At 62.3% G+C, this 23,519-nt stretch carries 20 protein-coding genes; 9 read left to right on the top strand and 11 right to left on the bottom strand.

The features are described 5' to 3' along the window. The first annotated feature begins 19 nt into the window (after positions 1–19). From NCR98_RS27425 to NCR98_RS27400, 6 genes are all read left to right on the top strand, one after another. Complete coding sequence (locus NCR98_RS27425; protein WP_250468435.1) at positions 20–1,096, top strand: ABC transporter ATP-binding protein; 1,077 nt, start codon at positions 20–22, stop codon at positions 1,094–1,096. 81 nt (positions 1,097–1,177) lie between these two features. Continuing rightward, entirely contained in the window at positions 1,178–1,891 is a 714-nt protein-coding gene (locus NCR98_RS27420) for an HAD-IA family hydrolase (protein WP_250468434.1), read from the top strand. Between the two features lie 2 nt (positions 1,892–1,893). After that, on the top strand, positions 1,894–3,204 hold the full coding sequence (locus tag NCR98_RS27415; protein ID WP_250527917.1) for an NAD(P)/FAD-dependent oxidoreductase: 1,311 nt from the start codon (positions 1,894–1,896) through the stop codon (positions 3,202–3,204). Positions 3,205–3,242: 38 nt separating this feature from the next. Beyond that, positions 3,243–4,112, top strand: coding sequence for an ABC transporter permease (locus tag NCR98_RS27410; protein WP_370652234.1), 870 nt, complete (start codon positions 3,243–3,245; stop codon positions 4,110–4,112). Continuing rightward, positions 4,109–4,903, top strand: coding sequence for an ABC transporter permease (locus NCR98_RS27405; RefSeq protein ID WP_250468432.1), 795 nt, complete (start codon positions 4,109–4,111; stop codon positions 4,901–4,903). The genes NCR98_RS27410 and NCR98_RS27405 overlap by 4 nt, the downstream gene beginning before the upstream one ends. Positions 4,904–4,926: 23 nt before the next feature. Then, on the top strand, positions 4,927–6,354 hold the full coding sequence (locus tag NCR98_RS27400) for an aldehyde dehydrogenase family protein (RefSeq protein ID WP_250527916.1): 1,428 nt from the start codon (positions 4,927–4,929) through the stop codon (positions 6,352–6,354). Between the two features lie 56 nt (positions 6,355–6,410). Here NCR98_RS27400 and NCR98_RS27395 read toward each other — a convergent pair whose 3' ends face one another. The 10 genes from NCR98_RS27395 to NCR98_RS27350 form a co-directional block, all read right to left on the bottom strand. After that, positions 6,411–8,153: a GMC family oxidoreductase gene (locus tag NCR98_RS27395; protein WP_250528109.1), complete on the bottom strand. Its 1,743-nt coding sequence runs from the start codon at positions 8,151–8,153 to the stop codon at positions 6,411–6,413. 23 nt (positions 8,154–8,176) lie between these two features. Then, complete coding sequence (locus NCR98_RS27390) at positions 8,177–9,193, bottom strand: ABC transporter substrate-binding protein (protein WP_244830130.1); 1,017 nt, start codon at positions 9,191–9,193, stop codon at positions 8,177–8,179. A 243-nt stretch (positions 9,194–9,436) separates the two neighbouring features. Beyond that, entirely contained in the window at positions 9,437–9,784 is a 348-nt protein-coding gene (locus NCR98_RS27385; protein ID WP_250510718.1) for a cupin domain-containing protein, read from the bottom strand. Positions 9,785–9,809: 25 nt separating this feature from the next. Continuing rightward, positions 9,810–10,787, bottom strand: coding sequence for a M14 family metallopeptidase (locus tag NCR98_RS27380; RefSeq protein WP_250527915.1), 978 nt, complete (start codon positions 10,785–10,787; stop codon positions 9,810–9,812). Continuing rightward, positions 10,784–12,250 (bottom strand): NAD-dependent succinate-semialdehyde dehydrogenase, encoded by a 1,467-nt coding sequence (locus tag NCR98_RS27375; RefSeq protein WP_250527914.1) that lies wholly within the window; start codon positions 12,248–12,250, stop codon positions 10,784–10,786. Before NCR98_RS27375 ends, NCR98_RS27380 begins: the two co-directional genes overlap by 4 nt. A gap of 10 nt (positions 12,251–12,260) precedes the next feature. Further along, on the bottom strand, positions 12,261–13,340 hold the full coding sequence (locus NCR98_RS27370; RefSeq protein WP_244830134.1) for a tartrate dehydrogenase: 1,080 nt from the start codon (positions 13,338–13,340) through the stop codon (positions 12,261–12,263). Between the two features lie 133 nt (positions 13,341–13,473). After that, a complete protein-coding gene (locus NCR98_RS27365; RefSeq protein WP_244830135.1) occupies positions 13,474–13,971 on the bottom strand; it encodes an Lrp/AsnC family transcriptional regulator in 498 nt (165 codons plus the stop codon). Positions 13,972–14,016: 45 nt separating this feature from the next. Then, complete coding sequence (locus NCR98_RS27360) at positions 14,017–15,447, bottom strand: aspartate aminotransferase family protein (protein ID WP_250468427.1); 1,431 nt, start codon at positions 15,445–15,447, stop codon at positions 14,017–14,019. A 139-nt stretch (positions 15,448–15,586) separates the two neighbouring features. Further along, positions 15,587–16,513: a 2-hydroxyacid dehydrogenase gene (locus NCR98_RS27355; RefSeq protein WP_250494130.1), complete on the bottom strand. Its 927-nt coding sequence runs from the start codon at positions 16,511–16,513 to the stop codon at positions 15,587–15,589. Between the two features lie 5 nt (positions 16,514–16,518). After that, positions 16,519–17,394: a GNAT family N-acetyltransferase gene (locus NCR98_RS27350; protein ID WP_250527913.1), complete on the bottom strand. Its 876-nt coding sequence runs from the start codon at positions 17,392–17,394 to the stop codon at positions 16,519–16,521. 200 nt (positions 17,395–17,594) lie between these two features. On the opposite strand from NCR98_RS27350, the gene NCR98_RS27345 reads away from it, so the two are divergent. Both NCR98_RS27345 and NCR98_RS27340 read left to right on the top strand, forming a co-directional pair. Then, entirely contained in the window at positions 17,595–19,409 is a 1,815-nt protein-coding gene (locus NCR98_RS27345; RefSeq protein WP_244830139.1) for a DNA-binding protein, read from the top strand. Positions 19,410–19,578: 169 nt separating this feature from the next. Next, positions 19,579–20,601, top strand: a complete 1,023-nt coding sequence (locus NCR98_RS27340; RefSeq protein WP_250527912.1) for a polysaccharide deacetylase family protein — start codon at positions 19,579–19,581, stop codon at positions 20,599–20,601. On the opposite strand, the gene NCR98_RS27335 is transcribed toward NCR98_RS27340, so the two are convergent. Then, a complete protein-coding gene (locus tag NCR98_RS27335) occupies positions 20,602–21,726 on the bottom strand; it encodes an MraY family glycosyltransferase (RefSeq protein WP_250494127.1) in 1,125 nt (374 codons plus the stop codon). It abuts the gene before it with no gap. A 643-nt stretch (positions 21,727–22,369) separates the two neighbouring features. Here NCR98_RS27335 and NCR98_RS27330 point away from each other — a divergent pair. Continuing rightward, positions 22,370–23,440, top strand: a complete 1,071-nt coding sequence (locus tag NCR98_RS27330; RefSeq protein ID WP_250527911.1) for a glycoside hydrolase family protein — start codon at positions 22,370–22,372, stop codon at positions 23,438–23,440. The last annotated feature ends 79 nt before the right edge of the window (positions 23,441–23,519 follow it).

Below are 23,519 nucleotides of genomic sequence, written 5' to 3'. Positions count from 1 at the left end.
AAGACACGAGACGACACTCATGGATGCACGAGCGAAAACCGGCGTATCGATCAGGTCGGCAACCAAGCGCTACGGCGCGCTGGCCGCACTCGACGATGTTTCTCTCGACATCGCGCCGGGCGAATTCGTCTCGTTGCTCGGCCCGTCGGGTTCGGGCAAGACCACGCTGCTAGGCATTCTCGGCGGCTTCGTGCAGCCAACGTCCGGAAGCGTCTGGGTCGGCGAGCGCGACATTACATTTGCGCCGCCGCACAAGCGCGATATCGGCATCGTGTTCCAGAACTACGCGCTCTTTCCGCATATGACGGTGGGCGAGAACGTCGCGTTCTCGCTGCGTGCGCGACGCGAGCCGAAATCCACCTGGCCGAAGAAGGTCGCCGATGCCCTGGCGATGGTCGAACTCGCGGGCTACGAGAATCGCGGCATCGACCAGTTGTCGGGCGGGCAGAAGCAACGCGTGGCGCTCGCCCGCGCGATGGTCTTCGAGCCGCAACTGATCCTGATGGACGAGCCGCTCTCCGCGCTCGACAAGCAATTGCGCGAGACCATGCAGATCGAGCTGCGGCGGCTGCATCGGCGGCTTGGCGCGACGATTGTCAACGTGACGCACGATCAGCGCGAGGCGCTCACCATGAGCGACCGCGTGGCCGTGCTCAAAGACGGCAAGCTCGTGCAGATCGACACGCCCGAGCGTCTCTACGACCGTCCTTGCGATGCGTTCGTCGCGAGCTTCATCGGCGAGGCGACCTTGCTCGACGTGAGCCGCGCGGGCGACGACGCCGTGCGTCTCGGCAACACGGTCTTGCGCACGGCGCACCCGTTGCCGCGCGGTGAGAAGCTCTTGCTCGCGGTGCAGACGGAGAAGCTTTTCATCGCGCATGGCGACGCGCAAGCAAACGCCAACCGCTTTTCCTGTCGCGTGACCGAAGTGCTTTATCAGGGCGAAAGTCTGCGCGTGTTCGCGGTGCTCGCAGACGGCACGGCCATCAGCCTGAGACAGCCCGGCAGCTTCGAGGCGCGCCGCCGCATTCCCCAGCCGGGCGCCGAGATGATCGTGGCGCTCGATCCCGCGGACACCATCGTCGTGCCCGCATGAACGGTTTTTCATCGCCTGTGCACGGGCGATTCGACTGGCACATGTTGCCAACTCATACGCAACCCGCAAAAGGATGATGCAATGAATCTCACCGATTTCAAGGTCCTGACGTTCGATGTCGTCGGCACGCTGATCAACTTCGAAAAAGGCGTGCTCGATTCCGTGCGGCGTCTGGGCGGCCCGAAGGCAAAGGACCTGACCGATGACCAGATCTTCACGCCGTACATGGATGGCCGCGCGAAGTATCCGGGGCGTTCGAGCCATGAGATGGCCAACGTCTACCTGCATCTGGCGAAGGAACTCGGTTTGCCCGACGACGCTCAATCGGCTGCCGCGTTCCAGCGCGACGTGCTCGAATGGCCCGCCTTCGAAGATTCGGTTGCCGCATTGAAGCGCCTGCGCAAGCACTTCCGGCTCGTCGCGATGACCAACGCGGACCGCGTCGCGCTGTCGGCGTATGCGCATACGCTCGGCAATCCGTTCGACGATACCGTCTGCTGCGACGAAACCGGTGTCGCCAAGCCCGACCCGCAATTCTTCGCTTACAACCGTGGACGTCAGGCTGCGTTCGGCTACAAGTTCGACGAGATTCTGCATACGGCGCAGAGCCAGTATCACGACATCGGCGTCGCGACGAAGCTCGGTTATGCGACGTGCTGGATTGAACGCCGTCAAGGTCAGAAAGGCTTCGGCGCCACGCCCGTGCCGGAGAACGTGACGACGCCGACGTTCAAGTTCGCGACCCTCGGCGCGCTCGCCGATGCGGTCGAGGCCGAACTGCGCGCCGCCGCCTGATCATGCGCGCCCCGACGACGCCGCGTCCCGCGCCCGACTCGCTCTGGCGGGCGATGGCCGGCCCCGCTGCCGCCACGGCGCCCTTGGCTCGCGACCTCGATGTGGAAGTCGCGATCATCGGTGCGGGCTATTCGGGGCTGACGGCCGCCCATGCCTTGCAAAAGCGCGGCGTGGAGTGCGCCGTGCTCGATGCGAATCCGGTCGGATGGGGCGCAAGCGGTCGCAACGGCGGCGTGGTGTCGTCGAAATTCAGGCTGTCGTTTCCGTCGATTGCGAGCGCGCATGGCGTCGCTATGGCCAAGCGCATGCATCGGCTCGCGCACGAGGGCGTGCGCGCGGTGGAAGCGCTCATCGACGAATTCGGTTTGCAGGCCGCGCAATTCGAGCACACGGGCAGTCTGCGTTGCGCCCATACCGAGCGCGCTTTCGCCTCGATACGGGCGGAAGCCGAGTGGGTTCGCACGACACTCGGCGACACGACCATGAGCGTGCAGTCGCGCGCCGAAGTGGAACACGAGACGGGTTCGCGTGGTTTCGTGGGCGGCGTGTTGAGCGCGGACGCGGGCACCATCTTGCCGCTGGAATACGTGCGCGGCCTTGCCGACGGTCTGACTGCGCGCGGCGTGCCGATCTTCGAATCGACACCGGTGATCGACATGACGCGCGCGGACGATCGTCGCGTGATCCTGCGTGCGCCTGGCGGCACGGTGCGCGCGAAACAGGTGATCGTCGCGACCAACGCTTATTCGAATCTTTCCGATGCCACCGCCGCCTATCATCGCGAACTCGTGCCGTTTCGCAGCGCGATGATCGCGACCGCGAAACTCCCCGCCGACCTCGACGCGCAGATGATGATCAATCGCCGCAGCTACGCCGAAACGCGCCGCATGATGAAGTGGTTTCGCAAGGTGGATGGCCGCATGCTCTTCGGCGGACGCGATGCCTTCGGCAAGGAAGGCGAGCCAACCGGCTTCGATGCGTTGCAACGCGCGATGATCGCGCTGTTCCCGCAACTCAACGGCGTGCCGGTCGAGTACCGCTGGTCGGGTTATGTCGGCATGACCTTCAACGCGCTGCCGCATGTCGGCCGTAGCGACGACGCCACCACGTTCTGCCTCGGCTACAACGGCGCGGGGATTTCCATGGCGAGCCTCGTCGGGCAACATGCAGCGGCGCTCGCCCTCGGCGACAAGCCCGATCTCGCGCTGCTCGAGCAAGACGGCTTGCGGCCGGTGCCTTTTCATGCGCTGCGCGCGCCGGGCGTGAGGCTCGTCGCCGCGTGGTATCAGTTTCTCGACGCCGTGGGTGCATGATGACGATAGCCAAACGGATACTAGAGGATGCAACCCCGATGCATGCCGCCGCAACCGACCCCTCGGTGCGCCATCAACGACGCGAAGACCGCGCCATGCTGCTGCTCATGGCGCCCGCGTTGTTCGTGGTGATCGTGCTGCTGGTCGTGCCGCTCGCGTGGCTGTCGTGGCAGTCCATTTATCACGAAGGCGCGTTCACGCTCGTGAACTATCGGCGCGTTTTCACGGGCGCTTATCTCGACACCTTTCTGCTGACGTTCAAGCTGTCCATCATCGTGACGGGCGTGACGCTTTTGCTGGGATATCCGGTCGCATATTTCGCGGCATCGGTTTCGCCGCGATGGAGCGCGTTGATACTCGGCATGGTCATTCTGCCGTTCTGGACCAGCGTGCTCGTACGCACTTACGCATGGCTCGTGCTGTTGCAGCGCACGGGCCTCATCAACAAGGCGCTGCTCGGCATGGGGCTGATCGAGCGGCCCTTGCAGCTTTCGTATAACCAGTTCGGCACGATCATCGCGATGGTGCATATCCTCTTGCCTTTCATGGTGCTGCCGCTCTATTCGGCGATGCAGAAGATTCCGCCGAACCTGTCGCAAGCGGGCGCGAGTCTCGGCGGTTCGCCCTTGCATGTGTTCATGCGCGTGTTCTTGCCGCTCTCGATGGGCGGCGTGGTCGCGGGCGTGACACTCGTCTTCGTGCTGTGCCTGGGCTTCTACATCACGCCGGAACTCATGGGCGGCGGCAAGTCGATGATGGTCTCCATGATCGTCAGCCGTAATGTGGAGATCTACAACAGTTGGGGCGCGGCGAGTTCGGTGAGCGTGGTGCTGTTGCTGTGTGTCTTTGCAATCTTCTGGCTCGCGAGCCGCGTCATTCCGCTCGAAAAAACGCTGGGGGCGAAATGAAGAGACTGTCGCTCGGCCGGATCATACTCGGCGCATCGGTGCTGCTGATTCTCGTGTTCCTGATGGTGCCGGTGGTGATCGTCGTGCCGCTGTCGTTTTCGGATGCGCGCTTTCTGACCTTTCCGCCGCCCGCGTATTCGTTGCGCTGGTATCACGCGTTCTTCGACAACCCCGCGTGGATCGACGCAGCCAAGACGACGTTCGCCGCATCGACATGCGCGGCATTGATAGCGACGCCGCTCGGTATTGCGGCGGCCTATGGCATTCAGTACGGCTCGCACTGGTCGATGCGCTATCTGCGCACGCTCCTCATGTTGCCGATGATGGTACCGATCATCATCGTCGCGGTGGGCGTGTTCTTCGTGTTCACGCAAGCGGGATACGTGAATACGCTGGGCGGGCTCATCATCGCGGACACCATGCTGGGTCTGCCTTATGTGCTCATCTCGGTCGGCGCGGATCTGCGCAGCTTCGACCGCACGCAGGAAATGGTCGCGCGCAGTCTCGGCATGAACCGCTTTCGCAGTTTCATGGCGGTGACGCTGCCGCAGATTCGCGCGAGCGTGATCTCGGGCGCGGTGTTCGTCTTCATTCAGGCGCTCGATGAAACCGTCGTCGCGCTGTTCATTTCGGGCGGCAGCAACCAGACGCTCACGCGCCGCATGTTCGTCACCTTGCGCGACGAGATCGATCCGACCATCGCGGCCATCAGCACCATGCTCACGGCGATTACGTTGTGCCTCGTGATGATCGTCGTCGTGAGCCGGCGCTCGGCGGTGGCGCGCACTTAACGCTTATAGAAACGGATCAACGCATGTCACACTCATTGCAGTTCTACATCGATGGCGCGTGGGTCGAACCGGCCGGCACGCGACGTCTGCCCGTGATCGATCCCTGCACGGAAGAAGCGTTTGCAGAGATCGCACTCGGCGATGCGCGCGATGTCGATCGCGCGGTTGCAGCCGCGCGGCGTGCATTCGAAACGTACTCGCGGACACCGGTGTCAGAGCGCGTTGCGTTGCTCGAACGCATACTCGAAGCGTACCTTGCGCGTTACGACGAGATGGCCGAAGTCATCACGCGTGAAATCGGCGCGCCTTCCAAGTTATCGCATGCATGGCAGGCGTCGCTCGGCAAGCGGCATATCGAAGAGACCTTGCGCACGGTCGCGCGCTTTCAGTGGCAACGCAGGAAGGGCACGACGCTCATCAACCACGAACCGGTCGGCGTCGCTGCGCTCATCACGCCGTGGAACTGGCCGATCAACCAGATCGTCTGCAAGGTCGCGCCCGCGCTCGCTGCAGGTTGCACGGTGGTGCTCAAGCCAAGCGAAGTATCGCCGCTGAATGCGCTCTTGTTTGCCGAGATTCTCGATGCGGCAGGCGTGCCGCCGGGCGTGTTCAATCTCATCAATGGCGACGGTCCGACCGTGGGCGCGGCGCTGTCTTCGCATCCGGATGTGGACATGGTGTCGTTCACTGGCTCGACGCGCGCGGGAGTCGAGATTGCGAAGCTGGCCGCGCCGACCGTGAAGCGCGTGCATCAGGAGCTGGGCGGCAAGTCGGCGAACATCCTGCTTGACGATGTCGATCTGGAAGCGGCCGTGACGGCGGGCGTGAACTCGTGCTTCGGCAATAGCGGTCAGTCGTGCAATGCGCCCACGCGCATGCTCGTGCCTGCATCGCGTCATGCAGAGGCCGTGGAGATCGCGCGACGTGCGGCTTCGAAGCAGCGCGTCGGCCCCGCCGATGCGGACGGCACGACGATGGGCCCGGTCGTCAGCGACGTGCAGTTCACGCGCGTGCAGCGGTTGATTGGCATCGGCATCGAAGAAGGCGCGGAGTTGGTGGCTGGCGGTTTGGGGCGTCCGGACGGGTTGGAACGTGGTTACTACGTGAAGCCGACGGTGTTCGCTGGTGTCGATCCGTCGATGACAATTGCGCGCGAGGAAATCTTCGGGCCGGTGCTTGCGATCATGCCGTATCGCGATGACGAAGAAGCAATTGCGATTGCCAACGATACGTCGTTCGGGCTTGCGGCTTACGTGCAGTCTGGGGATAAGGAGCGGGCGCGGAAGGTGGCGCTACGCATGCGCGCGGGTAGCGTTTATGTGAACTATCCGGCGTGGGATGCGGGGTCGCCATTTGGCGGATATAAGCAGTCGGGGAATGGGCGCGAGTATGGGGAGTGGGGATTGGAGGCGTTTTTGGAGGTCAAGGGGATTGTGGGGTTTGGGGAGTAGTCAAGCGCACGCGCCTCGATTCGTAGCGCGCGTGACGCGACCGCCAATCTCACGCCCTACGATATCCGCTTCGACCCATACCCATTCACCACTCCGACCTCGCTCGCAAAGCGATTGGCGCTCGACTCCGCCCGCAGCATATCCGCCACGCGCTCGGTCATCATGATCGTCGGCACATTCGTATTGGCACAGGGTATCGAAGGCATCAGCGAGGCGTCGCATACATAAAGACCATCGACGCCATACACCGCGCCGCGCGCGTCAGTCACGGCGAGCGGATCGTTTTCAGCGCCCATGCGGCATGTGCCCGACGGATGCCACGTTCCGCCAACCGAACGCGTCACGAACCGCGTGAGCGCTTCGTCATCGTTCATCAAGTCGGCGATGCTCACGCCCTGCGTCACCACGCGTCGGATCAGCCATCCACGCAACGGTCCCGCAACATCCAGCAGCGCACTCAACGCGCCGCGCTGCAACGCGTTCCACATTCCCGGCACCGCGACCGCTGCGACGCGCGGCGAATAGCTCGACGGAAACACGATATCGCGATGCGCATCCATCGACGCCGCGTTAAGTGTTTGCGCGCCGAAGCGCAAGGCAAGCTTGAGCCGTTCGAGGTCGCGCGTATCGGAAAGCATGGCGAAATCGACCTTCGGTTCATCGAGTGGATTCGCCGATGCCAACGTCACCCGCCCGCGCGAATACGACTTGTTGACCCAGAAGAAGATCGTGCCGAGCCGATAACCCACCGAATGCCAGCCGGAACGCGAAAGAATCGCGCCGTGCATGTCGCCGGGCACGGTGTCATCGAGATGCGATGAGAAGCGCACGATCGCCTGCTCGTGATGCTCATCGGGATAAGGCGTGCGCGCCGAACGCGGCAAAAACGCGGACACCGCAATCGACGGATGCTCCATCAGATTGCCGCCCACGCCCGGCCGGTCCGCGCATACTTCGATGCCGAGCGCAGCCAACGCTTGCGCCGGCCCGATGCCGCTGCGCATGAGCAACGCGGGACTGTGTATCGCGCCCGCCGAGACGATCACGCGCCGCGCGTGCACATCTTCGTGCGTGCCATCCGGCCGCAGGATGCGCGCACCGATCGCGCGTTTGCCATCGAACAAAATGCGATCGACGACGAGACCCGTGCGGATCGATAGATTCACGCGTTTGCGCGTGGCATCGTCGAGATAACAGACGGACGTCGGAATACGTTCGCCCGCCGCGCTCACCGAGAGCGAGCCGATAAACGCGCCGTCTTGCCAGGGCCCGTTCTGATCGTCATGTAATGGATGGCCGCTCTTGCTAAGCGTATCCAGCACGGCGCGCACGAACGGCGAGATGCGCGCCCACTTCGGACGCTGAATGCGCAGCGGTCCGTCCGAGCCGTGATAGGGGCCGGCGAAGTCGCAATCGGTTTCGAGCTTGCGGAAGTAAGGCAGGCAGCTCTGCCAGTTCCAGCCATCGGCCCCGAGCGTGTCCCACTCGTCGTAATCGGCGGGCGCGCCGCGATTGGCCATCAGCGCGTTGATCGCGGAACCGCCGCCGAGAATGCGCGCTTGCTCATAACGTCGAACGGGCGCGAGCGCGCTCATGCGGGCCTTCAACTGCCGCCAGATGTTGTTCGTATCGAGATAAGCGCGCCCGGGATAGCGGCTGCGAACCGCGTCCGGCATGGTGCTCGCGGAGATGTCGCGGCCCGCCTCGACGAGGCATATGTGCCTGCCTGCGTCCTCCGACAGGCGCGCGGCCAGCACGCAGCCCGCCGAGCCGCCGCCGAGAATCAGATAATCGATCATGCCGGAACGCGCGCGCTGCACGCTCACTGCATGAACTTGAGCCACCGCGCCTTGGCCTGAATGCCCGGGTCCGATGCCCACCATTCTTCCTGCATCAGCGCTTGTTTCGCGGCATTGGCGGGTGAACTCGGCAGCTCGGACGCGCGCTTCTCGCTGATCTTGCCGGTCTTGAACGCGGCCGGATTGCCCGGACCGTAATCGATATACGTCGGCAGGTTCGCCTGCAATTCCGGCGAAAGCGCGGTATTGAGGAAGCGCACCGCATCGTTGAGGTTCGGCGCGTTCTTCAGGATGCACAACTGCGTGTTCTGCAGGATGCCGTCGTTGAAGGTGAAGTCCACGTCCGGATCGTCCTTGCGCACGGCGCTCGCGCGGCCGTTCCAGATCATCGTCATGTCGACTTCGCCGTCGTGCAGCAACTGCGCCGACTGGCCGCCCGAGGTCCACCATACCGTGATGTTCGGCTTGATCTCTTCGAGCTTCCTGAACGCGCGATCGACATCGAGCGGATAGAGCTTGTCGCGCGCCACGCCGTCCGCGAGCAAAGCGGCTTCGAGCACGGTCTGCGGGTCGTTGCGCAAGGCGCGCGTGCCGGGGAAACCCTTCACGTCCCAGAAGTCCTTCCAGCTTTGCGGCACCTTCTTGAGCGTTTTCTTGTTGTAGCCGATGACGGTCGAATAAAACTCGTACGCCGCCGAATAGGGCGTGCGGTATTGCTCGGGCATCGCGGCCGCGTTGGGGATCTTCGAGAAGTCGAGCTTTTCCAGCAAGCCTTCGCGCCCGCCGCGCAGACAGTTCGACGTCGGGGTATCGATCACGTCCCAGATCGGCTTGCCGGTAGCGGCTTGCGCTTTGACTTGCGGCCATGCATCCGGAATGCTGTCCTGCTTGATCGTGATGCCGAGTTCTTTTGCAGCGGGATCGAGAATCGCCTTGGTCTGCGCTTCCTGATAAGCGCCGCCTTGCGACACGAAAGTGATGCTGCCCGCGGCAAAAGCCGGTGCCGCGCCGCCCAGGGCCATGCCAAGCGCGAAAGTCATGGCAAGCGGGCGAAGCGTGAGACGGGAACAACTGAACCTTGCAATATTGATCACGGCGTTTCCTCGACAAGGTTGAAGCGAAGGACGTCTTGCAGGTCGCGCCGTCACTGCGGATGAGCATGTCATCGCGCAAGAACGACGCGGGTCTGAGCAAAAATATATTGGGTCAAATTCGCTGGAGCAACGCCGCAATTGTTGGAGGCTCCATGACCTTAGGTTATGCCCTGCAATTCAAGAAACGCTTCACTGGAAAATCACGTAGACCTTGCGCATGGTCTCCTCGACTTCCCATGTTCCTTCGGTGTTCGCCGCGAAAAACAGCGTGTCGCCGCCCGTGAAGTGCACGGTGTCTTCGCCATCGGGCGTGAAGCGTCCGCTTCCGGCAAGAAAGTGCATGACTTCCGCTTCCTTGACCGAGCGACGATACGTGCCCGGCGTGCATTCGAACACGCCGGTGTCGATGTTCTCGCTGCCCGGAATCACGCGCTGTACGCCCGAAACCCTGACTTGCGGTGTGCCCGGAAGGCCTGCCGTGCCCCAGTCTTCCAGGCCTTGTAGCCCGATGCTCTGCTTGATCTGCTGAACTTTCATATGGTCGTGTCTTGTCGATCGAATGTTATTGCGATGCAGCGATACGCTGTTCTATCTTCCCAAGCCTCACCACCGTCACGCCCGCGCGCAATTGGCGCAGCGAAGGCATGACGAGCATGCAATCGGCATAGGGCGTGCGGACCGCTTCGCCTTCGGACCAGCCGATCACGCTACCGGCTTCCGGAAAGACTTCGAGTCCGGTGTAGGCATCGGCGAAACGGAAGTCGAGGCTCTTTGCCACGACCGGTTCCGTCACGCGCACGATCAGCATTTCCGGCGGTGACGGCTTGATCCATCCAATGGGGAGATCGGCCTCATCGAGCACGTCGGCAAGGTGGAGGAAGCGCGCTGTGACGTCGCGCGCCACGTCCACCGCGCTTGCTTCCCAGTGCTGTCCGCATTCGATCAGTAGCGCGTTCTTCTCGCTGGCCGGATCGCCAAAGCCTTCGTAATCGCGCATGCGGCGGCCTTCCGGATGGCCTTCGTCGCAGATCACGGTCGCGGGCGTGCCGAGTTGCGCCGACAGCGCAATGCCTTTATCGAGCGGTCCCGCGACGATCAGCGGCGCGCTCTTCTCGTGCATCGAATGCAGGTCGAGCAGCAGATCCACCGTGTCGATGACCGGACGCATCGCGCGGGCGCGGCGCAGTTCGCTCGAATCGCGCGAGGTGTCGTCGAGCGTCTGCGCGGTCCACACGCGGTTGAAGTCCTGATCGACGAAGCGCGAGGCATCCGGCTTCGCGGCATCGAAGCGTCGATAGGCATCGACATTCGCAAACGCGAGCGTGAGCTTGCCGCGCCGCGGGCGCACTTTCGCGCGCAGGAGTTCATCGACTGCAATCGCGCCGCACACTTCGTTGCCGTGCGTGAGCGCGTTGATCATCACGTGAGGACCGGCCACGCCCGAATCGAAGGTATGCACATAAGGGATGCCGGTGTTGCCGGCCTCATGCGCGCCGATGTCGGGAAACGTGACCTGAATGGGATAAGCCGTCGCGTTCATTCGAGACCGCCCTGACAGAGATATTTGATCGACAGATAGTCGTCGAGGCCGTACTTCGAGCCTTCGCGGCCGTAGCCCGATTCCTTCACGCCGCCGAAAGGCGCGGCTTCGCTCGCGAGCGCGCCTTCGTTGATGCCGACGATGCCCGCTTCGAGCGCACGCGCCACGCGGTCGATGCGCTTCACGTCCTGGCTGTAGAAGTACGATGCGAGGCCGAAGGGCGTGTCGTTGGCGGCGCGAATGCCTTCGGCTTCGTCGTCGAAACGAAAGAGCGGCACGACAGGACCGAAGGTTTCCTCGCAGCTCAGTTGCATGTCGGGCGTGGCATCGGCGAGCACGGTTGGCGCGTAGTAGTTCGCCCCGAGTTCCGTGAGCCGCTTGCCGCCCGCGAGCACGCGTGCGCCGCGCGCGACGGCGTCATCGACATGGCGGGCGATCTTGTCGACCGCGCGCGAGTTGATCATCGGGCCGATCTGCGCTTTCGGGTCGGTCGCGGGCGCAACCTTCAATGCAGCGACGCGGTTACCGAGCAAGTCCGCGAAGCGCTCGTACACGCCGGACTGAACGAACACGCGATTCGGACACACGCAGGTCTGTCCGCCGTTACGGAATTTCGAGGCCATCAGGCCGGTCACCGCCGCGTCGAGATCGGCGTCATCGAACACGATGAAAGGCGCATTGCCGCCGAGTTCGAGCGAGAGCTTCTTCAGCGTATCCGCCGACTCGCGCGCGAGATACTTGCCGACAGGAGTCGAACCCGTGAAGGTGATTTTGCGTACGCGGCTGTCCTGAAGCCAGTCGGCGACCGCGGGCACCGCGCTCTCCCGCGACGAACTGATGAGATTCAACGCGCCCGCCGGCACGCCCGCCTCGTGCGCGAGCATGACGAGCGCAAGCGCGGTCAGCGGCGTGTCTTCGGCTGGCTTGCCGACGACCGTGCAGCCCGCCGCGAGCGCGGGCGCGATCTTGCGCGCAATCATCGCGAGCGGAAAGTTCCACGGCGTGATGGCCGCGACGATTCCCACCGGCTCCTTCACCGCGCTCATGCGCTTGCCGCGCTGCTGTTGCGGAATGATGTCGCCGTAAATGCGCGTGGCTTCGTCGGCGAACCACGCCACATAAGACGCGCCGTACAGCACTTCGCCGCGACCTTCGGCAAGCGGCTTGCCTTGTTCGAGCGAGATGAGTTCGCCGAGCGCGTCGGCATTCTCGACGATCAGCGCGTGCCAGCGGTGCAGCACCGCCGCGCGATCCTTCGGCAGCGTGTCACGCCAAGCGGGAAACGCGCGCGCGGCGGCATCGGTGGCGGCGCGGGCATCGGCGGCGCCGCTGTCGGCTACTTCGACGATGACTTCGCCCGTCGCCGGGTTCGTCACGGCAAAGCGCTTGCCGTCGGCGGCCGCCACCCATTTGCCATCGATGAAATTATCGGCGCGGATCAGATCGCTTAATGTAAGGCTCATGGTGGCTCCTTTAAAGCAGACGTTGCGCGACGGCTTGCCCGACTTGCGTCGTGTTCGCCTTCCCGCCCAGGTCGCCGGTGTGCGGGCCTTCCTTGAGCGTTGCCTCGATGGCGGCGAGGATCGCGTCGTGGGCCTCGCGCTCCTTGCCCGTGCCGTTGCCGAGGAAGTCGAGCATCATCGCGGCCGACCAGATCATGGCGATCGGGTTCGCAACGCCCTTGCCCGCGATATCGGGCGCCGATCCATGCACCGGCTCGAACAGCGACGGGAAGTTGCGCTCCGGATTCATGTTGGCCGAAGGCGCGATGCCGATGGTTCCGGTGCACGCCGGCCCGAGGTCCGAAAGAATGTCGCCGAAGAGATTGGTGGCGACGACCACATCGAAGCGATCCGGGCTCAAGACGAAGCGCGCGCACAGAATGTCGATATGCTGCTTGTCCCACTTGACGTCCGGATACTGCTCCGCGATCTCCGCGGCACGCGCATCCCACCACGGCATGCTGATCGAGATACCGTTGCTCTTGGTCGCCACCGTGATGGTCTTTTCGCGGCGTTGCGCGAGATCGAACGCGAACTTCAGCACGCGCTCCGCGCCCTTGCGCGTGAAGATGGAGGTCTGCGAGACGAACTCGCGTTCCGTGCCCTCGAACATCGCGCCGCCGACAGACGAATACTCGCCTTCGGTGTTTTCACGCACGATCATGAAGTCGATGTCGCCCGCCTTGCGATTCGCGAGCGGCGAGGGCACGCCTTCAAAAAGACGCGCGGGACGCAGGTTGATGTACTGGTCGAACTCGCGGCGAAACTTGAGCAGCGAACCCCACAGCGAAATATGATCGGGCACGGTCTGCGGCCAGCCCACCGCGCCGAACAGAATGGCGTCCGTGTCCTGCAGTTGCGCCTTCCAGTCGTCGGGCATCATCTGGCCGTGCGCCGCGTAGTAATCGCAGCTCGCCCATTCGATATGTTTGTATTCGAGCGCAATGTCAAAGCGCTTGCTCACGGCATCGAGCACGCGAATGGCTTCGGGCATCACTTCCTTGCCGATGCCATCGCCGGGAATAACCGCAATACGATATTTGCTGGACATGAGGATCTCCGCTTTCGTTTAGTCAGGAACCACGCGCGCGAGGGTCGTGCGCCGACCCGCCTGCGGCGCGAGCGTTCGAAGCTTCAATACAGGAAACAAGGATAACAACGCGCGTGAATGCGCGCTGCGGTGGTCAGTGCTGGCTTGGCGAGAAGAGCGTTTCGAGCGGGTAATGCGTTTTCGCGAACGCCGTCTTGATGATGACGTAGCTGAAGTACTTCTCGATGCCGATATCCCGCTCCAGCAGCCCTTCGACGATGTTTTGATAATGGCTCACGCTGCGCGTGACGAACTTCAGCAGATAGTCGTAGCCGCCGCTCGCCAGATGACATTCGACGATCTCGTCCACGTCTTTCACCGCATTCACGAACTTGATGAAGTCTTCGCGCCGGTGATCCGCCAGCGTGACTTCGGTGAAGACCACCTGAATGTCGCCGAGCTTCTCCAATTGAATCTGCGCGCCGTAGCCCACGATATAGCCCGCCTTTTCCAGACGCTTCACGCGAATCAGGCAAGGGCTTGGCGATAAGCCGACTGCATCGGCGAGTTCGACATTGGTGATGCGTCCGCGCTTTTGCAATTGCGAGAGGATGCGCAGGTCGATTCGGTCCAGCTTGCAGTCGGTGCTCATCGTGGGAGGCGGGGCGGGACATGTCGGAGAAGTCGGTCGATGGTATCACGCAGCCACGCGACGATTAAATCCCGTTGCACCGCCTGCCGCGCCGCCCAGCGCCGCGCGCACTTCCGCTTGTGCGAGGACGTCGTCGAGTGTCTTCGTGAGACGCTCGAACATCATGTCGAAATTGGCTTCCGTGTAGCACAACGCCGGTGCAAAGCCGAGGATGTTGTCGCCGAACGCGCGGAACACGAGGCCATTGCCGTAGGCGGCAGCGGCGATGCGGTCCGGCAGTTTGAGCGAGGCGTCGAAGCCGCGCTTGGTCTCTTTGTCGGCTACGAGTTCGAGCGCGCCGAGCAGACCGCGATGCCGCGAATGTCCGACGAGCGGATGCGCAAGCAGCGAATCGAGCCCTTCGGCAAAGCGCGGCGCCCGCGCCTGGCCGTTTGCGAGCAGTCCGCCTTCGTGATAAAGCCGCATGACTTCGAGACCGATCGCCGCGCTCACCGGATGCGCCGAATAAGTGTGACCGTGACCCACGGCCACGCCATTGTTCGTACCCGACGCGATGCCTTGATAGACGGCATCGGACATGAGGACGGCGCCCATCGGCGCGTAACCTGCCGTCAGGCCCTTGGCGACCGTCATCAAGTCCGGTTCCACGCCTTCGCCTTCGCACGCGAAGAGCGGGCCGGTGCGCCCGAAGCCGGTGATGACTTCATCGGCGACGAAGAGGATGTCCAGTTGGCGGCATGCTTCGCGCATGGCCTTGAGCCAGCCGACAGGCGGCACGATCACGCCGCCCGAACCTTGAATGGGCTCGCAGAAGAATGCGGCGACGTTCTCCGCGCCGAGCGCTTCCACCTTGGCCCGCAGCGCCGCCACCGACGCGGTGATGAGCGCGTTGTCGTCCGCGTAGTCGTTGCGATACGCATACGGCGAGGGAATGTGATGCTGCGTCGCGAGCGGCAGATCGAAGTTGCGATGGAACGCGGGCAGCGCGGTCAGCCCCGCACCAACCGACGACGATCCGTGATAGCCGCGTTCCAGCGCGATGAAGTGCTTCTTCGCCGGACGGCCGGTCGCGTTGTAGTAGTGCGTGATGAAGCGCAGCGCGGAATCGACCGCATCCGAGCCGCCGAGCGTGAAGTACACATGCGTAAGCGATGCCGGCGCGAGATCGACCAGCTTTTCGGCCAGTTCGATAGCCGGTTCGGAGCCGAAGTGGAAGTAGCCGGTGGCGTAAGGCAGACGCGCCATCTGTTTCGAGGCCGCCTCGACGATGCTCGCATGACCATAGCCCGTGTTCACGCACCAGAGGCCGGAGAACGCGTCTAGCAGTTCCTTGCCTTCGATATCGCGCAAGAAGACGCCGTCCGCCGAATCGAGCACGGTGACGCCGCGCGCTTCATGGGCGCGGTAGCTTGCGACTGGGTGAATCAGATGTTTGCGGTCGGATTCGACCAGGGCTTGCTTGGATTGATTCGACATGAGCGGGCTCTTCTCGGAAGTAAGCTGGACCGTTCCATACTATCGGGGGAGCGCCGTCGGGCGCATCGCCAAATAAATCGCGGAAAAGCAAATATGCGGCGTTTTGCGGGGCGTGCGCAGCATTTTGTGCTGAGGCGCCTCAGTAGCCCCGGCTGCGGTCTATCTGACCGATCATCGGCTGCCCTTCGCGATGCCGGCGCAAATTGTCGAGCACCACGTCCACCGCTGTTTCCGGCCGCGTCGCGCTCGCGATATGCGGCGTCAGACGCACGCGCGGATGCGTCCAGAACGGATGCGTGTCGGGCAAAGGCTCGGGATCGGTGACATCGAGAATGGCGGCGTGCAGATGGCCGCTATCGAGCGCATCGAGCAAATCGTCCTGATTCACTTGCGGACCGCGCCCGACGTTGATGAACGACGCGCCTGGCGGCAGCGCGGCGAACACGCGCTTATTCAGCAGGCCGCGCGTGGAATCGGTGAGCGGCAAGAGGCACACGAGCACATCGGTGCGGGCGAGGAAGGCATCGAGCGACTCGACACCCGCATGACATTCGATGCCTTCCAGTTCATGCGCCGAGCGGCTCCAGCCCGCGCACGCAAAGCCGAAACGGTGCAACTGTTTCAGCACGGCCGTGCCGAGCATGCCGAGGCCCAGCACGCCGACACGCCGCGTGGATGCCGCGCGCACCGGCATTGCACGCCATACGCGTTCGCGTTGCTGCGCCGCGTAGTCGAAGAGATCGCGATGCACGGTGAGCACCGCCTGCGTCACGTATTCGACCATGCCCTCGACGATGCCCGGCTCGACCATCCGCACTACGGCGATGCTGGACGGCACGGCGGACAGATCGAACTGGTCGATGCCCGCGCCCACCGAAAAGATCACTTCGAGATTCGGCAGCGCGCGCGTGAGGTCAGCGGGCGGTTGCCATGCGGCCAGATAGCGGATGGACGCGGCATCGCCGATATCCGGCCACAGGCGAAACGGTGTCTCGGGCGCCTTGCTGGCGAAAAGCTGCGCCCACTGTCTGCCGCGCTCGGGGTCGGCCTTATAGAGAAGAGCCATCGTATTCAACCCACTGCCTGATTGACGATGCCGAACTGGCCCACCGACGCGTCCGGCCGCGGCGCACCATTGCGCGCCATCTTGACGACCGCATCGACCTGCCTGAGTCCCAGTTCTTCGAGCCACGGCGTGAGGCCGCTGTCGCCCGGCGTATCCATGCGGGTAAAGGCGCCTTCGTTGGCGGCAAGCCAATGCGCAACCAGCGCCTGCGCGCGCTGCAACCGTTCCTGACCTTCGCCCGTGGCGATGACCGGACCGATGGCGTGGCCGCGCCCGAATGGCCGCATCAGCGCGAAGCCGACGATCTCGCCGCCGGATTCCAGCGCGACGCCTTGCGCCACGCCGAGCAGTTGCTGCAGAATCGCGCCGCGATCCACACCGGCCGCGCGCGATGCCAGTTCGGCGAGACGCGGCGTATCGGCGGATTCGAGCGGACGCAGGCTTTCACCGGCCTGCAGCAAAATGGCGGGTGCGCGAAAATCGGCCGATTGATGTTGATGCAAGGTGCCGATTGGCTCGAAACCGAGCTTGTCGTAGAGCGGCTGTCCGGCGGGCGTCGCGTGCAGGAGGGTGACGCGGGAGCCGAGCGCATCGAGCAGCAGTTCCATCAGCTTTCGCCCGATGCCGTGCCCTTGCCGGTCGGGCGCGACGATGACCATGCCGAGCGAGCCGGCATCCTCGCCGAACTTCCAGTAGAGGGCTGTGCCGACCACGCGCTCGCCTTCCTGCGCGACGAAGCCGGCGCCAGCGTCGAGAACGAAGCGCCAGTCGTCGGCGCGGTGCGGCCATTTCACTTGGACCGACAGCGCATGCGCGGCGTCGATGTCGCGGGCTTCGAAGGGTCGGTACAGAATGGTTGAGCGTATTTCGGCAACGGACACGGCGCACTCCAGGGACGGGGACGCATGCTACTTTGACAGCCACGAACGACCCGGGCTAGGACGATCCTGCTGCGCCGCGAGCGCGGCTTCGCGCGATGGCAGGCACCGCGCCGTGCACGGAAAATGACGGATCTCGCGGCGAACGTAGTAACGTTACGCCAGTCGATGTTTTATCAGGCAAATACAGTGTTGAGGGGCACATGTCAGAGTCAAGCACCATTACGGATCAACAGGTCGCATCGATCGCGCAACGGTTGAGCGGAGAAGGCCGCGAGTTGTCGCCATTGACCGTCTGGAACGAAATCCGCAGCGGCTCCATCATCGAGGTGGCAAACGCGTTGCAGCGCTGGAAAGCGGCACAGGAGCCGCAAGCCGCGCCCACACCCGTCGACGACGAAGCGAGCTTGCCGCAAGGCGTCGCCGAGACGCTTCTGAACGCGGCGCATCAGCTTTGGGCGGGCGCGCATCAACAGGCCGGGCAACGCTTCCAACCGCAATTACGCACGTTGGATCAGCGGCTTACGGCCACGCTCGCGGAACGCGACGAAGCGCTCGCCGGTTTCCAGCAGGCCGACGAGGAAGCCGGCCGCGAGCGCCAGCAGCGCAACAATCTGGCGCAGGCGTTACAGGCTTCGGAACAGACGGTCGAACATCTGCGCAGTGCGCTTGCCGATGTGAGCGCCCGCGCCGAGACCGCCGAACGGCGCGTCGAGGAACTGACGCAGCGGGAATCGATGGAGCAGGGCAGGCTTGCAGCGGCGATCGCCTCCTTCGAGGAAGCGCAGCGTTCGCAGGAAGCGTTGGCCGCGTCGATATCGGATAAGGATGACGAGCTCGCCCGAATTGCGCGGGAGCGGGACGAAGCGCGCCATGCGCATGAGGCGCTCACGGCATCCGTCGCGGCGAAGGACGACGAGATTGCGCGAATCGTCCGCGAACGGGACGACGCGTTGAACGCGGCGACAGTCGGCAAGCACGAGGAGATCGCGCGCATCGTCCAGGAGCACAACGATGCCTTGCACGCGGCCGTCTCGCAAAAGGACGAGGAGATCGCGCGCTTCGTGAGCGAGCGCGACGACGTGCGGCAGGCGCATGAAGCGCTAAGCGCGCATGTCGCGAGCAAGGACGACGAGATTGGCAGCCTCGTTCGACAACGCGACGAGGCGCGTCAAAGAGCCGAGGCGCTGCAGCATGAAAGTCAGGCGAAATCCGATGAAGCGCAACGCTACGCGCATGAAGCGGGCGTTACCGCCGAACGCGTGGCGGCGGTCGAGCAGCAAGCGAACGAGCGTTTTGCGCGTATCGCGGAACTCGAAGTCGAACTCGACGCGGCACGCGGTGCGCTAAACGAGTTGCAACAGGCTCACGCGGCCAAGCACGATGAAGCCACGGCGCAGTCCGGCGAGCTTCAGCGTGTCGCACGAGAACTCGAAGCGGCGCGTTCGCAGATCAGCGCGTTGAACGAGCAAAAGGACGCGGCAAGCGCCGACGCCGCCCAGCGCGCGCAAGATGCCGCCGCTGCTCGCGAGCGCGCGGAGAATGCCGAGCAGCAGGCGGCATTGCTGCAGGAGCGTTTGGCCGAACAGGAACAACGCGAAGCCGATGCAAGAAGCACTCACGCCTCGCAGCGCATGGAACTCGAGGCACGCGGCGTCGCGGTGGAAGGCGAGATCGCCGCTTTGCAACGGCAGATCACGACACAAGCCAAGGATCATACGAAGGCCTACGACAAGCTGCGCACGCAGGCCGAAGAATGGGTCAGTTATGCCAAGGACCTGAAGCAGCGGCTCGACGGCGCGAACGAGAAACTGCTCTTTATCGATGCACGCAGCACCGGCGAAGTCGCGCTCATGCGCCGGCTTGCGCTGGAACTCGAACGGCTCAAGCCGGACCATGAACTCGTGTTGCGTGAAGCGCAGCAAAGGGTGATCGGCGACAAGATGGTCCAGCAGCTTGCGCAGAAGGGCTATCGTTATGACCCGGCTACTTCGGCGATTTCGAAGATCGAAGAGTAGGCGTTAATCAAGCGGGACTAGAGTGAGAACGTCAAGCGGGCCATCGTCGATGGCCCGCTTCGTCTAAGTGCGGTAGCCCACCATCGTCGGCGGGGAAATCAGCGAACATGCGCATGCATCAAGCATCGTTCGCCTGATTCATTTCTCTTCCACGACGAAAAGCCGCTTCATGACATTCGACCATGGGGTGTTCACGGTCTCGCTTGACTTCGAATTGCTCTGGGGCGTGCGCGAGACGCGTACCATCGAGAGCTATGGTGCGAACTTGCGCGGCGTGCGCGAGGCCATTCCGCGCATGCTCGATGTCTTTGCCGCAAACGGCATTCATGCGACATGGGCCACGGTAGGCTTTCTTTTTCATCGCAATGCGGATGAACTTCGCGCGGCTTTACCGCCGCCTTCCCTGCGGCCGAATTACGTGCGCGCAGGCATTTCCCCTTATGAATATATCGATGCAGGCCAGGCGCTCGATCCGCTTTATCACTTCGCGCCCGAACTCGTCGAACGCATTGCGCAGCAGCCTGGTCAGGCTATCGGCACGCACACCTATTCGCATTACTACTGTCTAGAACAAGGTCAGGGCTTGCACGAATTCGAAGCGGATATCGAATGCGCCACGGAGGTTGCCAGGCGCGCAGGCTTGCGGTTGAAGAGCATCGTATTTCCGCGCAACCAGTGCAATGAAGACTACCTTGCGGCGCTCGCGCGGCATGGCATCGTGTGTTATCGCGGAACACAAGGCGGTCACGCTTATGCGGCCTCCGACAAGGCAGGGCAAGGCTATCTGCGCCGCGCAACGCGTTTGCTCGATGCTTATATGAACGTGTCCGGACACAATACCCATGCGCTCGAATCATGCTTCGAAAGCGCTCCTTTCAATTTTCCGGCAAGCAGTTTTCTTAGGCCTTATTCAAGCAAATGGGCAATGCTCGATGGCTTGCGCCTTGGACGAATAAAAAATGCCATGACCGATGCGGCGCTCAACAAGCGCCTTTATCACCTCTGGTGGCATCCGCATAACTTCGGCCGCAATACCGCGCAGAACATCGCGTTTCTTGAGCGCATTGCCGAGCACTATGTTCTGCTGCGCGAACGCCACGGCTTCGCTTCGCTCAACATGGAGGAGCTTAGCGAGCTGGCGGCCACGCGATTGGTCGATCAAACAAGCTTGCCTGCCGCCGAGCCTGCGTGATCAACGGCGGGTTTCGGAGGCGGTCGGAGCAATCGACGAATGCGCGGTGAGAAAACGCGGCGTCCTGAAACGCACGATGCTTGCATAGAACCATACGTAGACCGCGATGAACATCGCGCCGGTGACGAAAAGCGCAAGCGGCCGGTCCCAGAACACCGTTGCGGGCGCGACGCCCACCGCGCACAACACCCACAGATAAGGCGATGTGCGGCCATTGCGGCGCGCGCGCTGACGCACATCGCTATAGTCCGATCCTTTGAGTGCAATGCGCTTGTAGATGAGCGTGTGAAGGTGCACGCCATCTGGTTCGCTCACAGGTCGGCCGCGCACGAACTTGCGGCGATAGATCGAGAACACGGTTTCGAAGAGCGGATAGATGGCGACGACCGCCGCATACCACGCCGACACGGAAGGATGCCGCGCGATCAGCAGCACGAGCAATTCGGCCATGACGAAGCCGATAAAGTATGCACCGCCATCGCCCAGGAAAATGTGGGCGCCTGGATAATTCCATACGACGAAGCCAAGGATGGTGCCGATCATGGTCAACGCGACGCTCATGACCAGCCAGTCGCCGACTTGATGCGCGACGAAACCTATCGAAGCGAAGATCAGGATGGACGAGACCGATGCGAGGCCATTCATGCCGTCAATGAGATTGATTGCGTTCGTGAGCCCCGACACGGTCAGCACGGTGAGGCCGACCGCAAGCGGCATGAGTTGAAGCCCGTGATCGACCACCGGCAGATCCACGCGAACCAATACCGCATGCAACGCATAGACGCCACCGATCGACCCTGCCATGGCCGCGAGCAGACGCGCACGCGGGCTTACATGCTTGGTCAGGTCTTCGAGACAGCCGGCCAGGAACGGTAAAGCGGCGCACGCCAACAACAGCATCGACTCGCCTCGTGGATTCGCACCGAATAGGCCGCCCATCATGAACGTGATTGCCGTTCCGCCGACGATGGCCGCACCGCCCACGCGTGGCACGGGGACCGCATGATTCTTCTGCACTCCATTGAGGTCGGTGTCGAGTAAATGCGATCCCGCATGACTCGCATAACGCACGATCCAAAGAGTCAGACAAAACGAAGTCAGGCAACCGAGAGCGAGGTTTAGCATTGTCTTATGCTCGTCTTAAACGCGGACGGTCGTTAATTTCAGTGAGGACGAACTATCGTTCGGCGAGACCGAAGCATGCAGATAGTCCAGGAAGTAAGCGGCGCAACATCGACGAAACTGAAAAACGAACAGCAACGGAATGAGATGACAAGGCGGTACATCGCGCTTACGGCTAACGGCTATTTCATCAAGCCATTTGCTTTTTGCCGTATTTACTGATTAATTAGGGAAACCCCCATCATTAAATGCCTTTCGGAGTCCAAATATCATCTCGCGGAGTGCAGCGAAGTGAGCATCTTTTTTTGAAGATGAAATGTGGGCTAGACCGCGTATCGATTCAAATTTGCTAGCGCTTCGAAGACGACTTTTGTGCTCTAAGCATTGTTGAACATTATCGAGTCAAGCCTGTGGCAAAGCGTTAGCGAAATGCTGACACTGATCGTTGATACGAGCGAAGCAGCTTGGCTTTCAATTGGACTAGCAACGAATGAAATAGCGGTGGGCGTGACCCGCGTGCAAGGTCGTCGAAGATCTCTCGTCCGATGAAAACCTTTGGATTCGAGCGCTTCATTGGCCACTGCTGGACGCGCGTCAGGCGTGACAATAGACCTAAAGGTCTTCAGAGTCGAAGAAGTAAGTCGCGATGCGGGTCCATCCCGTGAATGCTTTGTTCAACGCGTTAAATCATTACGATATGCTCGATAGAAGAACTGCATTAAAGGTTTTTGCATCGTGCGCATTGGTGCAAACCCTTGCGCCGCATCGCGCGCATGCGCAAACAAATGATTCGACTGAGCTTATACGGGCAAGCATGTTCGGTGTGATAGGCGACGGTAAAAGCAATGACCGCGCGCGTCTTCAGGCCGCGATAGACAGTACCGTCGGCAAGACCTTGTTGATAGAAGGTCGGTGTCGAATGGATACGCGAGGTCTGGATCTGCACAGCAGTACGCATCTGCGTTTTGCGGATGGCGCATCGATCAAGCTGTTGCCTCACGACACGCCTTCTTATCAGATGATCCGTATCTGGGATGCGGATAACGTGCTGCTGGAAAATGCGACGCTGGATGGCAGCAAGGAGCTCAACGCAGCGCCGCCCGAAACACACGACGGTGGCTACGGTATGGGCATTTCCATCGCGGGGAGCACGAATGTCACGATAAACTCGGCCACGACGATCGGCTGTTGGGGCGATGGCCTTTATATCGCCAATAGTTATGAACGGGCGACGCGACGATCCCGCAATATTGTCGTCCGCGATCATCATGCGCGTGCGTGCCGGCGTCAGGGTGTGTCGCTCATCAGTGGAATGAACGTGCTGATCGAACGTGGTGTGTGGGAAGACATCGGTGGAACAGCGCCTTCGGCAGGCATCGATATCGAACCGAACTCCAATCGAGACGTGCTCGAAGACATTCGCATTGTCGATCCGCTTACGCGCCGATGCAGTATCGGCATTCTCGTTTATCTCGCGGAATTGCCCGGCCCCAAGCCTAAGACCGTAAGCATAGAAATAAGCGGACAGCGCGACGAATCTTCTTCCGACAATGCCTTTAGCGTATCCGGTCTCGACACTAAAGGATGGACGGTGAAAGGTAGCGTGACGAATGTCTCGCCGGTATGGGTGAATTCGCGGCTAGCCTCAGTCGAAAGCGTCGACTACGATAAGCGCGGGCCGGCTATCGTCGTGTCCGGGTTACGCCTCATCCGTTAAGCCACATGCTGTGCGACAACGTACAGACGGGTCGCATGTACTCACGACACCCTCAGCGGGTTGTCGCTAATATCATCAG

This window comes from Caballeronia sp. GAWG2-1 (assembly GCF_023631405.1).
In the GTDB taxonomy this organism is placed as follows: domain Bacteria; phylum Pseudomonadota; class Gammaproteobacteria; order Burkholderiales; family Burkholderiaceae; genus Caballeronia.
Note: the sequence above shows the minus strand (reverse complement) of the source record. Positions and strands in the feature narration are given on the sequence as shown.